Annotated in this window: 16 protein-coding genes; all 16 read right to left on the bottom strand. The window is 30.1% G+C overall.

Annotation, left to right across the window (positions count from 1 at the left end):
* Positions 1–903 (bottom strand): hypothetical protein (locus JJD95_RS08020; RefSeq protein ID WP_291642131.1); only part of this gene is annotated, 903 nt, incomplete at its 3' end.
* A 339-nt stretch (positions 904–1,242) separates the two neighbouring features.
* The gene (locus JJD95_RS08015) at positions 1,243–1,371 is read right to left on the bottom strand and encodes a hypothetical protein (protein ID WP_291642129.1); all 129 of its coding nucleotides are present in this window, start codon (positions 1,369–1,371) and stop codon (positions 1,243–1,245) included.
* A gap of 462 nt (positions 1,372–1,833) precedes the next feature.
* Positions 1,834–2,994, bottom strand: a complete 1,161-nt coding sequence (locus tag JJD95_RS08010; protein WP_291642127.1) for an XRE family transcriptional regulator — start codon at positions 2,992–2,994, stop codon at positions 1,834–1,836.
* 21 nt (positions 2,995–3,015) lie between these two features.
* Entirely contained in the window at positions 3,016–3,780 is a 765-nt protein-coding gene (locus JJD95_RS08005) for a DUF5986 family protein (RefSeq protein ID WP_291642125.1), read from the bottom strand.
* A 576-nt stretch (positions 3,781–4,356) separates the two neighbouring features.
* Positions 4,357–5,217 (bottom strand): hypothetical protein, encoded by an 861-nt coding sequence (locus JJD95_RS08000; protein WP_291642123.1) that lies wholly within the window; start codon positions 5,215–5,217, stop codon positions 4,357–4,359.
* Between the two features lie 238 nt (positions 5,218–5,455).
* The gene (locus JJD95_RS07995) at positions 5,456–5,638 is read right to left on the bottom strand and encodes a hypothetical protein (RefSeq protein WP_291642122.1); all 183 of its coding nucleotides are present in this window, start codon (positions 5,636–5,638) and stop codon (positions 5,456–5,458) included.
* Between the two features lie 159 nt (positions 5,639–5,797).
* Positions 5,798–6,061 (bottom strand): hypothetical protein, encoded by a 264-nt coding sequence (locus JJD95_RS07990; protein ID WP_291642119.1) that lies wholly within the window; start codon positions 6,059–6,061, stop codon positions 5,798–5,800.
* A 60-nt stretch (positions 6,062–6,121) separates the two neighbouring features.
* Positions 6,122–6,349, bottom strand: a complete 228-nt coding sequence (locus tag JJD95_RS07985; RefSeq protein ID WP_367114791.1) for a hypothetical protein — start codon at positions 6,347–6,349, stop codon at positions 6,122–6,124.
* Positions 6,350–6,665: 316 nt separating this feature from the next.
* Positions 6,666–7,307 (bottom strand): hypothetical protein, encoded by a 642-nt coding sequence (locus tag JJD95_RS07980; protein WP_291642117.1) that lies wholly within the window; start codon positions 7,305–7,307, stop codon positions 6,666–6,668.
* Between the two features lie 62 nt (positions 7,308–7,369).
* Complete coding sequence (locus JJD95_RS07975; RefSeq protein WP_291642115.1) at positions 7,370–8,143, bottom strand: hypothetical protein; 774 nt, start codon at positions 8,141–8,143, stop codon at positions 7,370–7,372.
* A 447-nt stretch (positions 8,144–8,590) separates the two neighbouring features.
* Complete coding sequence (locus JJD95_RS07970; RefSeq protein ID WP_291642112.1) at positions 8,591–9,307, bottom strand: hypothetical protein; 717 nt, start codon at positions 9,305–9,307, stop codon at positions 8,591–8,593.
* Positions 9,308–9,347: 40 nt separating this feature from the next.
* A complete protein-coding gene (locus tag JJD95_RS07965) occupies positions 9,348–9,602 on the bottom strand; it encodes a hypothetical protein (RefSeq protein WP_291642110.1) in 255 nt (84 codons plus the stop codon).
* A gap of 169 nt (positions 9,603–9,771) precedes the next feature.
* Complete coding sequence (locus tag JJD95_RS07960) at positions 9,772–9,915, bottom strand: hypothetical protein (protein ID WP_291642108.1); 144 nt, start codon at positions 9,913–9,915, stop codon at positions 9,772–9,774.
* A 1,697-nt stretch (positions 9,916–11,612) separates the two neighbouring features.
* A complete protein-coding gene (locus tag JJD95_RS07955; protein WP_291642106.1) occupies positions 11,613–12,290 on the bottom strand; it encodes a hypothetical protein in 678 nt (225 codons plus the stop codon).
* 423 nt (positions 12,291–12,713) lie between these two features.
* A complete protein-coding gene (locus JJD95_RS07950) occupies positions 12,714–13,157 on the bottom strand; it encodes a hypothetical protein (RefSeq protein ID WP_291642104.1) in 444 nt (147 codons plus the stop codon).
* Positions 13,158–13,576: 419 nt separating this feature from the next.
* Positions 13,577–14,692 (bottom strand): hypothetical protein, encoded by a 1,116-nt coding sequence (locus JJD95_RS07945; protein ID WP_291642102.1) that lies wholly within the window; start codon positions 14,690–14,692, stop codon positions 13,577–13,579.
* Positions 14,693–14,857 lie beyond the last annotated feature (165 nt).

Here is a 14,857-nt window from a genome sequence, read left to right as displayed (position 1 = left end):
TGTCAAGTCGTTAGGAGCTTTTGTCATAGAAATAATGTGCTTATCAAAAAAGCAATTAATAACTAGATAATTATTAGTATTATAGTTATAATTTGACTTAGGAATGCAGTTATATAAAGCTATATTTTGACGCACTACAACCTGAGTATGATCCGATCTTTCAAATATATGATTAGCATTTACTAAGTCTGTAGGTTTCCTATAAGGTCTTGGTAATATTTTTATTGTTTTTTCTGTTATGAAGTAGGCCATAAAATCAAGCATATTTGTTGTTACTTGGTCATCTGCAATTATATCTAAACACTCTTGTATATCCTTTACTTTATAACCATATTTTTTAAAAATCTTGAGCACTATACTGTCAGGACTTGATACCTTTAAACTATTTCCCTCTCTACCTACTGTGTACATATCTATATTTATCTCTGTTAGCCATTTCCCTACCTCGTATACTGTAATTAGCCTATCTTTTTTATCTAAGCCACAGATGACTTTCTTTGTAGTTCCTACTAAATATGCATATTGCTGAACTATTATATCTTTGTATCCTACTAAAATACCGGGATTAGTATTATGTTTACACAAAGCAGTATATTGCAAGTAGTCAAGTCTAAAAAACTTCTTATATAACTTATTAGTTTTAATATAATCTGCCATTGTCATAAAAAATCGATGTAGTCCTTTTGCAAATCTACAAGGGTCAATCTTAGACAATATTAATTGCTTTTCATACTCTCTTATTAAGTATTGAACATCTGTATCGTCACTTTTTAAATATATACTGTTTATCAAATCCTCTACCGTTATGCTTTTTAACGCATCCTCTACTGCACCAACAGTAGCTATAGTGAAATGTTTTAGTATATTATTATTTTTACTTTTCTCTAATTTTTTACCCTTCATATTTCCCCCCATCCTTTTGTCCATCTGCTTAAACTCAAACTTTATTTTATGAAAGGATGATGCCAGATATTTTACCAAAATACAATATAAAAAACTCTGAAATTAAAATAAATCTATATAAAATTCATCATCACAACCCATGATTGTCATATTAATGTAATAGATCTGTCACTTAATTTTTTTTAATTAAAGTATATGTCAGAACATCCATTAATTGTTTCTATTAATACTTGATTCCTATAATTTTCTATATGAACATATATTTCTATTAAAGTGTTGAATTTATAAATATCTGTAAGCATTTAATAATGCAGCATATAAATAAACCAATTTATAGTTTTATTCCATACCATTTAGTACATGTAACATTTGAAGTGCTGAAGCTATAAACTTCTGCTTAACCTCTGTTTCAAAATTTATAAACCTGGAAATTATAATATTACTATTCTCTGTACCACTTAAATTCATCTATTGCACCCTATAATTTCCACCATTGTATCAGTTGCTTTTACAACAGTTAACTGCAATCTTAACCACTTCCGCTAATTAATCACAACAACTTTTAAATTTATAATATTGCAGATTTGCTAATGCTCCTCAAACTGTTTACCTGGTTTTTTGCCGTTTTTAATATCTTCAGCTATACTGCTTGTCAAATTTTTGTGTCTATATAAAAACAAAAGGAGCTACAATTAATGTAGCTCTTTTCTCCAAGAGTATGTATACAAGGTTTGCAAATATAATAAGATCTAAATTCTACTTTTCTATAAAAAATATTATTATTCATGATTACAAAGTTATTACACTAAGATAAACTTTTATCATAATTGCAAAATCCTTCGCTCTAAATCTAAGCGAAGGATTAAAAATACAACTAAAATCTACTTTTAAATTACATATGATAACTTCGTACAGACATAAGAACTATGGTCATTTTTTTAATAGTATTGTAGGTTCAGAATTTGTTGTTATGTTTAAATAGCCTTTTGTCAAACCTGCCAGTTCTTCATACATGTCAATGTTTAAGGACCCACAATATAGTTTAAAATTATCCAACAAGTCCTTTTTATTTAATACACTCTGATCAATCAGCATCTCAATAGCCTTTCTGAGAATTGTAGGTTTTGGAATAATAAACTCATCGTCAAGTGGTTCATGTGTTCTCCAACCATTTTTCGAAACTTGTTTCATTAAATATTGATACTGATTATAATTAATTTCACCTAAAGAATGTGTTCTATAAATCATTGCTTGTATTGATACTCTCCATTTTTTCTTTAGCTCAACAAAAGCATATAAGCTTGGATTTGATGGCAAATCTTTTAGAAAAGCTTCTCTTGGTAATAAAAAGGATGATGCAAACAAATTAGCATCATGTTCATTATCTTTATAATCCTCCGTTGAAAGAGAGTCTTCATCAGAATTCATATGACCTAAAAGCCAGTGTCCCAATTCATGTGCTAAAGTAAATTGAAGTCTAGCGAAGGAAGGTATCGAACCATTATAAGGTGTTATCGCTATTTTTACTAAGTCACCTACACCAATTAACTGGCTAACTGCATCAAATTTAACATCAGGTAGTAGAAACTGGGAGAGCAATATACCATTATTCTCCATAAAATTAATCATGTTGCCTATTGGTAAATCTTCCATGCCATAATAATTACGCGCGTCTTCCGCAAATTTTTCAATGCTCTCATCATTTAAATTGTCTTCCTTTGAGAGCTGAAACAAATTCAGTGAAGGAAATTCAATGTGCTCATCTAGAAAAGAGTATATTTTTCCTCGTATAATATTTAACTCTTTCTGAGCTTCCTTTTGCTTTTTAGTAATAGAAGATCCAGCACGATAAAAACAGCTTCCGGAATAAATATCTTGCCAGTCGTCCTCTAAAAAAAAACTAGTTGGAAAGTTAAGTTTTTGAGCTAGCATAAAGAGATTTTCAGGTTTAGGCTGCACTTTACCTTTACTCTCAAACTGCCACATAGCTTGCTTTGAAACGTCTATTAATTTAGCAAGTTCGGTGCTAGAAAGGCATCTTATGGTTCGAGCTGCCTTTAAACGTTCTCCATTGAAATTTTCTATTGACATACTCTTGCACCTCAGTTAATTTTATTTTCTAGACTCCGCATCTTGTATCCTCTTCTTAATTTTAACCTTCGCAGGAGCATCAAAAGTGGAAACATTATCAACCTCGGTGTCTATATTTCTCTTATCATATGTAGAATCATCATATTCAGGGACTTCAATTGATTTAATTGAAGAAGTCCAATCCTTACGATATTTAGTAGAAGTGTCACTTGCAACAACATTTACATAAATAGACTTAACACCTATGTTAGCATCAGGTTCAAAAGTTATTACAACGAAACGATTAATAGTACTATTTATCTTATGTATTATTGCATTCTTAACAGATTCTTTTTTATCTTTTATTTCATTACATTGTGGTATATCCAAACTTAGTTGTCCATATACCTGAGGATATGCTCCCAAGTCGTTATTGATTAGTGTTAGACACTTCATATAGTGAGTACCACCTACAGATCCGCCTGAAATAATCTTATTAAAATTATTATCCTTCATCAATATATATATACAGGATGATAATATATTGAAGATAGTGATAAATTCATATATCCCCCTTTTGTGCATTGTAACAGTATATCCATCATTAAATGATGTAGCACATTTTGCATTAATAGAATCCCATATATCATTATATCTAGCATTATATGTAGGTGATGGAAATAGATTACGCTTCGATCGCACCTCTTCTATAGAACCATTTACAATACATTTGAAGATTTCATTAATATTTTTCTCATCTATACCTAGTTCTGCTTCGATCTGTTTTCCAATCTCAAGGTCGTTCATAAGTAATTTTCCTCCTGTTATTAATTAATATAATTATTGTACCAAATACATGTATAAAAGTCAAGTAATTAACCAATTTATTTTTTACAGTCAAGCTTAAATGTATATTGTAGAATTACAAAAAAAAATATATGCTATAACCTAAAGGTTATAGCATATATTAACTACACATATTTAGCCTCTTCCGCTGATCAATCCGTTTATCTTGTTTTTTGCCAATGTTAATATCTTCAACTATATTGCTTGTCAAATTTTTGTGTCTATATAAGAACAAAGGGAGCTACATTACAACTGACTCACTTTAGATGTGCGAAAGTAATTTTTTTATGACAAATCACACAAGTATTATCAATTAAATATGAGCCTATTTAAAATATAAAAACATCCCATATCACAATAATGATATGGGATGTTTTATATACGATTACTTGATAATATTTTTAGTTATACATAGTTATTTTTATATTTGTTGCATATTTTATGAGTAATAAAAGCTATCTATTTTTAAAAATTAAGATGCTTTCATCATTGTTGACGTAGATTACGAAAAACCTCAATGAATGCCTTAATTTAGATTTAAAATAGGTCAGGAGAGTACCATCTTCCATCTGGACCTCTTCTGTAACCATCCTCGTATAGTTCAATTGTTGAATCTGGAACTTTATTCCCATTGGCATCTGTAGCCCATCTATATTCTAGTATTCTGCCATGAGAACTTGTAGTAGTTTTTGGTGTTGTAGCTACAGGAGCTTTAACTACAGGTGTTTTAGTATTAGATATTTTATTTGCTGTTGTTACTTTAGCATTAGCAATTTCTTTTGCTTTCTTGTCAGCTGCAATTTTAGCATCAGCAATTTCCTTTGCTTTTTTATCTGCTTCCGCTTTTGCTTTGGCCTCAGCAACTTTTTTTGCTTCAATCATAACTTTGTCGATAGCTTCTACTCTTGCGTCATAAGATGCAACTAATTTACCTATGCTATCTTTATATTTATTAACTTGTTCTTCTGTATAAACTGCATTAGCCTCATTTGATATAGTTGCAAGTATATTTGAAAGATTAGTTGTAGAATTCATTATCTTAGCTTTATCTTCATTATTTTCTATGTCCTCTAAAGTATTGTCAGCAATGACTTTATCATTCTTTTTGATGAAATAATCTTTCATAGACTTAATTTTAGTTGTAAAATTAGATTCAATATCAAGTCCTGTATCTGAATTTTTATAAGTTTCATAATCTTTAGAAAGTTCTTCTATGTTATTGATTTTATCGCTATCCTCTTTGCTACCTAAAAATTGAGTATAAACCGTAGAAATCTCAGTATCATATCCAGTAACCATTTTCTTATTTTCATTAGAAGCATTTATTTTATATACAACAGTAGAAACTACTGCAATTAAAGATAAAGTAATTAAACCTATAATAATTTTTCTTTTCATTATTTACCACTCCTTTTATATGAACATCCTATCCTTAATAATAAACAATAATATACAAATGTTCTTTAAACCAATTATATAGAATATCCACATAAAATTCAAATATATAACACGAATTCCATAAACTAAGCATCGTCGGTAATTAAGCTAAACGTCTCAAATAAGAAAATCCCAAGCTGGTGCTTATTATTTCTCTACCTTTGCTTCGCATTCTCTACTGGTGTGTCAAAATTCTATACTATGATTCAAATTCTCCTGTGCATTTTTTTAGACTATAGCTACATTTAAACAACTCCAAGTAAACTATAAATATTAATGTGATATATATATTATCCCATAAGTCTAATATTTTTTCTTCTGCTGCATCTTTGGTCTTATAATTGAATAAATCAAACTCTCCTGTGCCAATATAAACACCCATTATCCATCCCTGACAGCTTCTATCTGTAGATCATTCTTCGTTTCTATTGAATTGATTGCAGTTAAACCCTCTGCTTCAAAGATGCATTCATAGTTTACATTTAGTTCTATAAGTATTTCTATCCCATTGCTCCAGTATTCATCAAATTTACAGTGCCCTTTAATCGTACCTTAATTCATTGAAGATTCCCATTTGAACAATAAAGTCTACTGTATCCGCATCTATGAGATTTGCATCCAAAGTATCTCCAATGATTGCATTTTTTGAATATGGGAGAACCTGCTGCAATCCATTTAGCTCATAAACATTATTCTCAGTGCCATAGATCAATAGCACAGCTCCACTTGCTATTGACTTATTATTTTTATATTTAGGTTTCACATCACAAATCCAGTATGAACTCCCGCCCTCTTCTATAGCCATTTTACTATTAAATCTAAGCTCTCATTTGATATATTCAATGTTACAGGGATCTCAATGAGTTCACTCATTACCAATTCCTCCCTCCTTTGACTCTCCAAATATCACGTATTCACCAATAATATTCAATGCTTCCTCATAGCTACTACTCGCCATCACCCTTGATATCATATTACAAGCCTGCTCTTTCTTACCACAGGCTTGTAATGTCCTCTTTGCTATGGCCATTAAACTGAATATATTGCCATCCGCACCAATTAAATTTGCCACAGGTTTTATATATTTCACCATTTTCCAACCCCTTTCATAAAATACTTGGGGTGTATTATACAATCACCGTTTGGTTATTTCAATGCAAATAATTTGTTAATGTAACACCTCAAAATAAAATAGTAAATTAAAAAGGTTTACCATTCGCTGATAAACCTTTTCTAATATCATAAATATAATATATGTTGTCAATGTATATCCATATTGTTAGTTTTCACCGGAGTTACATACTTATATATGTAATATGTTGTTTTATATGCTTATCAAATAAATTAGGAAAGTGATAATACTCTTAATATAAAGAACATACTTTTTTAATATTGACTCTATATAACCTCTATGAGAATGCATTTGCCTGAGCTTCTGCTTCTTCTCTGCTGTAGCCGCTCTTGACCATACTTTCAATTGCTTCCTTATCCATTTTGTCTAGTTTTTCCAGAACTTCTTTTGAAAGCTCCTGCAACACCTCATTATCAAGCTGCTTTTCCTTTGCTTTTATCTCAATTTCTATTTTCACATTATCCGTTTCAATTACTTTATCTCCACTGTATATTTTTTTTACTGAGCCATCTGAATTAAATTCTGTTCCAGCAGCGAATGATTTTTCCTTTTCAAAATAAGGATATCCTAGTGTACTTTTTCTGTAATGAAATCTACCTTCATACCAAAGCGTACCTGATTCATCGAACAGCCTACCAAAAACAAAATATCTTGGTCCATAATAATTTCTGGGACCTTTGTTGTATTCACCAATAAATCTTATGTTTCCATTTTCATAGTATTCTGTACCTGCCTCAATAAACCAGTCGTTACCAAAGCTACCTTGCATATACTTATTTCCATTAATAAAGTAATAAACACCTTCTCCACATGGAACCAATTCTTTTATATTTTCATGATACTTGGTAAAACCTTCAAATTTCAGTTCTCCAGTTGTATAAAGTATTTTTTGCCATGTTGTTTTTTCATTTTCATCCATAAGTCATTACCTCCTCGTAAATTCAAATTTATTAAAATCTGTTCTGCTTAATCTTATTATTGTTAACACATGTATTGGCCACATTTATATAGATTTAAATTATCATCAAAGCTAGTATCCGATGAAGGTCCCCACTCATTACATACAACGCAACGCACAAGAGTATCTATATGAACACAATTCTCAGAGTCAGCTAATATTTCAAGTTGCTTTTTTGTAAATAGGGATTTAAAAAAATTTAAGCTTTCGTAATATATATTTTTTATATTTTCTGCTTGCACTTGTGTATCTACACATAGCATATCTTTAAAGCACCCAAGGTAATCATAGTAATTCGGATCTGCATAATACACATTTTCATAAGGCACACCGGCCATACTATTTTCAAAGTATATGAATATCATTTCAGATGCTTCTTCACCAACTAACTGTGTTAAAGCATCCCAACAAATGACTGTAGCCGTTCTTAATTGAACTTTTCTTTCTATAAAGATATTGTGAATTGTTTCATAAAGTTTATCTAAAATTAGAAGCGTTAACCCTATTTGCCTTTTATAAAAAAAACCTTCGTCATCCCCATAGATTTCCAAAGTATAGTAGGTTGATAATTCATTTGCCTCGTTCTCTAAATCTATTCTATCTTCCAAGGTTGAAATTTCATCAATACTAGCCTCAATATCTCTTATACTGTCTATCAAATTAAAATATTGAAAGGAGTAAGGCCTATCCATTCCAGAGTCAGGTATGCATTCAAGGCTACAGTATTTTTTTCTACTTGGATAACATAAATAAGGTTCATTAGGAAATTTATTTTTACAATGATTGCATGTATACATAATATCACCTCACAGATTTATTTTTATGGTTTTCCAAAATCTTATCAGAACCTATAATTTCAGGTGAACAACTAAGTCTTTCCAGTACAAGTAGAACTAATCTTAGGTCACCTTCTTCAATAATTGCCTACTCTAACTATACAAAGGTATTTTTCATTTCTGCACGAAACTAATTTTACATATAAACTTTGCTTTATCACTAACCCTACACACCTTAATATATTCTACTACCCTATTTAAAACCCTCTATTTTCTAAACATACAAATACACCATAACTACCTACACTCACCTTACAACCTCTTATACACACCTTAAAACACTTTTTAAACTACTTTATTACTCTCAATTTTTATCTCTTATTTCTATATTTTATTATTTTATTTATACTCTTTAATATCTAATTGCATAAAAATAAGAACCCCACTATAAGTAGGGTTCTTATATTGCTAGTTTGCTGTTAATCCACCTGAACCGTCTCCTGTTATAGTTGTAGTTCCCGTACCATTAAGCTGACTGCCTTCAAATGCATCATCTATTCCATTGCCGTTCTTATCAGCGTTATTCACTGTAGTTGTTGTAGTTGGTTTTTTAACTGTTGTCGTTGTTGGTTTTTTAACCGTTGGCTTTGATGTTGTTGATGTTTTCGCTGTTGTTGCTTTTTTAGTTACTACTGCTGCTGGTGCTGGTTTTTCTGCTGGTAAACTGTTTATTTCTGGCATTGTGGTTCCTAACTCTTTACATGCCTCATCTAGTAACTTAGTATACTCTGCTGTACCCTTATCTTCTTTAACAGTTTCTATTATTCCATCTATAACCAGTTTAGCATCCCATAATGTCAATCCGCTACTTAATACTTTATAAGCGTCTGGAGGTGCTTGACCTGCTGGAACTTCTATCCAACCATCGCCATACTCTAATCCATCATCCGTCAATGCAAGAAGCCTAACATTTTCCTTCTCTGCATCTGCTATGCTTGCCTGCAACGTCTTCCATTCACTCTGGGTATTTTGAAATTGAATACTACCTTTCTCTAATTGAGTTTTTAATTCCGCAAGTGTTAGTTTTGAATTAGATAACTGACTAAACAGTATAAAATTACCCGCTATACTCAATAGCAGCAGAACAGCTAGCGAAATATTTATAAGAGCTCTTTTATTCTTCATATTTACTCTCCCTTTATTTGTTATATATATTAAATTCTTATTATCTTCTATCAATTTGGTTGTTCTCTTCCTGTACAACCGATAATTTTAGTTTGCTATCCTCAATTTTTAATAAAAGTCCTTCATGCTCACTCTGAGCATTTTCCACTTGTATCTGTGTAGCCGTTGCACCTGTATTTATAGATACAATCCTACTATATAACCAAACATTGACTGCAATACTTGCTACAATAGCTACGCCCAATACCATGGGTGCTATTTTCTCTATTTTAATCTTTCCTTTTAATTCCGACATGTTTTATCCTCCTTACATTATGTAAAAAAGTAGCATCGTTTACCATATATTCCTGTATTATAATAACATTTTATACTATTGTAATTATATATGCAATAGTATAGAATCTCAATCATCAGTTATCTTTATAATATGTTAACCCTATTTTCCAATGTTGCACCTAAATAAACTATATATCTATCTTCTCAGTATTATAGTGCAACCAACCTACCAGTTGTCCATTCGAATGTTTCCTTCCACTGCTGCTGTGTTCACCTGTTTCCTCAAAACATCTTTTTTTCTCACATATTTCATTCCGCTGTCCCTTTTCCAACCCTGATTCAAATTTTAATATATGACAAGCTAACACCTTAGATTTTTATGGCTTAAACTCTTATATTGATAGACTAGTTTCAGATATGAGCTCTGTTCCCTTTGTACCTAAATTCATTTATTTGTCTAGTTTTATATTGATTTAATTCATATAGTTTTATTAGCTAGTAAATCTAACTTTAATATCTGTATGTAAGTTAGTATATTATTTTCATCTATGAGATTGGTTAATTTTATTGTATGTATTTTCTTATTTAATTTAAGTATATTAATCTTTGCTGTAAGCCTTTTTAATATTTAACCTTTAAATATTATTGCTCTTTAATAAACTATTAAAGAGCCATTTAAGACTCTTTCTTTAACTCTTCATTAATTAAATAAATTAATTGCCTTAACAATCCAATTAATTGTAATAGTATTATAATACAAACGACACTTATCATTAAATATAAGCATGCTAAAAACCCCTGAATAAACATCATATTTACAAACTCCTCCACCCATTTTTGGGATGAATTGTAACATATTTTTTTCAATTAATAAACACTTTAATAACTTTTTTAAATATACAATCACGCCAGTTTATCAATTTATCTATTTAACCAAAACAGCCTATCAACCCCATTATGTCACTCTGACACTTAAAACCCTTTGTACCAGTCCAATAAACCACTTTTATAGACTTTGCTACAATTCATGTTAAGCCCTTAGAACATATGTTCGTATATTCTATCTCTCAATGAATTTTTATAAATCCTGTAATATCTAATAATTTTCAGTGCTTATTTCTATCTTTAAGACCTTCTACCCGCTTAAACTGCTAACTTTTAAACCTGTGATTAATCTAACTTTTATAAATCTCATCTTTCAAAATCATACTTTTTCACATCAAGTGTATCCTTAAAAAATAGCCACTGTACCTATTGACTTTTCACACAGTAGAATGCTGATTTACCCCTCCCAACTAATTAATTAATCCTATTCATTTTTTTATTAAAATGCTGACATGTGAATGTTCCTCAAGATTCTTAGCTGTTTTTGCTTTTGATAACATCTTAACTAAACTTCTTACCATATAGTTCTGTTAGTATAAATCTAAATTTCTTTGATGCTTTTTATCAAACTTCCTGATACATAAAAAATACCAACTAATTAACCTCTAGTGCTTAATTAGTTAGTACTTACTGTTTATTCTTTATCATTACTATAATTTCTAGTATTCGCCTTTCTTATCTTCACTCGGCTTTCATTTTCTCTTAAGTATTCTATTTTCAATTCCTAGTTTATCTATTATTCTATCCCTGTCACAAATCTGCTTATTTGCACGATTTAACTTTTCACAAATTAACCTATTAGATTTCCAGTTCCCATATTAGAATTACTGCTTAATAAATCAGTTATTAGTACTTTATCTATATAAATCTCTGTTTCTAAACTATCGCTATCAATTTTTATGTACCAGTCCTTTCTTTCTACTTTATTGAAACACTTAAACCATAAGATATTATTTATTCATAATACAGGATATTCAAAATCATAGAATTCATTATCATCAAATACTACTCCAGTAGTTGTACTTTCTATTCTTATGTCAGTTACAACTCATTTTTGTATTAAATCATAACAATCATGGTTTTTAGAGTGCGTTATTATAAATAATTGCTTGTTACCAATTTCATAATCATAACAATTATCCTACTATTTATCACTCAAGACATTTAAACTACTAATTTCTATTCCATGTCTTGTAATGTAATCTATTTCCTCTACTGTCCTCGCTGTAAGATGCCACTTTTCTATATTTCCCCATAAACCAACAGCTTTTAACCTATTTACTATAGTTTGCCTAGATACACCCTCTTTACTTATTCTATCTTTATCTATACCTTCATTTAGTATATTCATTATTTTAAGTGCACTATTGCCTTCTAAATATAGTTTAATTATTCTTAAAGTGTCTATGTTACTTTTAAATGCAATGTTTCCTTCTTCAACTTTCTTTAAATGCCCATAATTTGTATCATATTCAGGCTTTACTTCCAGTTGTTGTGCTAATGTATCAAATTCATTTAATCCTGCAAGCTTGGCCTCATATTCCCTAGTTATATTTGTTTCTCTTATATATGCTTCGACTAACTTACTCCTTAAACTGTTTATTTGCTCATTAGTTTTTTTTAGTAACTCAGTAAATTTTTTTACTGAGTTACTTAAACTATTGTTTTCTATTTCATAGATTGAAATTACATAACTACCTTCTTCATTCTTATTGCTTATCTCTTCTATTAACCCTAGTGCCTCTGTTCTACTATCATCTGTCAAATGTTTATTTACAATTACTTCAATCTCTAACAATAATTCATTAATATTCTTATCCATTTTATCTCCTCCTCATATCAATTTACTCTCTTCGCATCACTAATTTACTATTTTTACACCACCAAATCACTATTTTTACACCACCAAATCACTATTCATATCACTAATTTACTATTTTTACATATGTTGCATCGCTTTGTTTTTATCTTGTATACTCAAAGTTGTTTTGTATTAGAACCTGATTCTAGTTAAACATTACTTGTTTTGATGAATCGAGCCTGACTACTTTAAAACTGCCATTTGCTTTGAAAATACTTCCCAGTTCAGTAGCTGTCCCCACTGCTTTCACCCACATTTAAAATTGTACTACTTTATAAAATCTACCCATCAACCCAATATATGTGTAATATTAACTTAACAAACTACCTTAAAAGTTTCTCCTAGTATATCTAATATTCCACACTACCTAACTTCTGGCATATTTTAAATAGATAATGTATAATTTTCTAGTATATAATTTACTAATGCATAGTGTTTACTTTGTATAGCACACTTCATGACTTCGTTAGTATTCCTTAACTTCTTCATTAAGAATGTATATTCTTTTTCTGGATCTATCTCCAAAGCTGCAGGACCTGAAGTTTTACGTATAATTTCAACTATATTATTAATTTTGAATAGCGGGTAGTAAACTAACACTCCAACTTTCTCTGTTGTCCATTCATTCAAACTAGTATCTATTATCTTATTATCTTTTACTCCCCATGCATGCCTAACATATAGCTTACATTCAGCATCATATAAATAGCCTATTACCATATATTCTGTTTCCTTATTTTTAAGTAAACTTTTAGCGTTATTATAGCAGTGCTTTATCCTATGTCTGTATTTTTTCTTTAACTCTTTTGTTAGTTCAATATTAACCATTTAATGCATCCTCCATTCTTTAAAATTATATCTATACTAAACTAGTATTTTAAGCCCGTTAAACTTTGATAATTCGTCTTTTATGGTAATACTTACCATGTTAATTATTGGGTTATGTCGTTTTACCATTAACCCACTAGGTATATATTATTAAGTAGCTATCTATCTACAGTTTTTCCAGTTACTATTAATTACTAATCTATATGTTTATTTAGTGGCATTACATTAAAATTAAATTATTAATTATATTTTAATATTTGTATTTTCATAACTAGGCGGTGAATCATGAACAATAAAATTAGTTTTAGTTGCTTAATACTCAAATATCACTCTAGATTCACGAGAGAGATATTTTTTTCATTAATTAGCTAAAATAATTTTCGATGTAATTTTGTACTAAATTGTATTTTAACTACATTTTACAATTTAGAACTTTTAGAACTTTCTATATTCTCATACTCAGTACTATTAGAATTTTCAACGACATCTAATTTAGAACTTTTGGAACTTTCTACGCTATCAGACTTCTCCATTGCAATATCTACCCCAAATTCATTCCCAAGTTGCACTGAAAACAAGTTTTTAATTCCCAACTTCAATTCAAATTCTTTTTCTGCTTCTTGCGTTTTAAATTTGCATTTATCAGATGCAGATAAATATTTTCTATCAAATTTTACTGTAGGAAATTCTCCTTCAACATTTTTTTGTACATTAACATGAACAGCAGATGATTGCTTACAAATGTTGTATGTGTTAAAATTTTCATTTTTATATCTGATTCTTGTTTGAGAACCAACAGAGCTTGGTGTACGACTGATTACACCATAGGAATTTAATGTATCAACTAGCGAACTTACCTTCATTCCCAGTCCTTTTGCTATTTTCTCAAAGTCATCTGTCCTAAAGCGGTAGTAATCCTTATGATTTATATATCCATTATTTTCACCTGATGAAAGCTCATTTGCAATCATCAAAAGATATTTGTAAATTTCATCTATGCCAGGAGCTAACTCAAAAGCTTTTATTTCAGGAAGTTTATCATACTTTGCAAATATAGTACGCATTAAAGTATCAGGCCAAATAGGCATATTAGGTGACATATAATCCATTAATGAGTCTTCGAATTTTTTAACAAATGTCAATGTTTTGGTAGTTGCTCTGCCTTTGCTATTAATGGTGGTATGCTTAAATCCTTTTTGCCCTGCCAACAGATACTCCCCTTGTGAAAATATTAGAAGTTTTGATTCTGTTCCATCTGGATATTCAATGGCTACTCCTATTTTACTATTCCTAGTTCCTGCGTCTTGATATATAGCAGCATAAAAACCACCGCCATATTGACCTTCCATGACCTTAGCCATCTTTGCTGTATGCTTAAAACAATTACCTTTTCTTAGTAAATCAATGATCTTATCACCTTCCTCAAAATCTTCTACGTTAATTCTTTCGTTCTCCATGTTGCTAACCTCCTCATTATTAAAATTTTCTGGTGCCTTACTACCCAATCTCATTCCATTAACAGTTTTTGTTTCCATATTTTCTACCAACTTTCATAAGTGATAGAGTTCGAATCCTTCACAAACAGCACTTAAAAATTAGTGCTTAGTGAGTTTTTTCTTAACCCTTTGAAAAAAACTAATTAACAGCTTTTTGATTAAGCTGGGTATGTTGATAAAAAATAAGAGCTTTTCTACAAAAAT

This window comes from Clostridium sp. (genome assembly GCF_016650035.1).
Lineage (GTDB): Bacteria > Bacillota > Clostridia > Clostridiales > Clostridiaceae > Clostridium_AD.
This window is presented reverse-complemented; position numbering and strand designations above follow the sequence as displayed.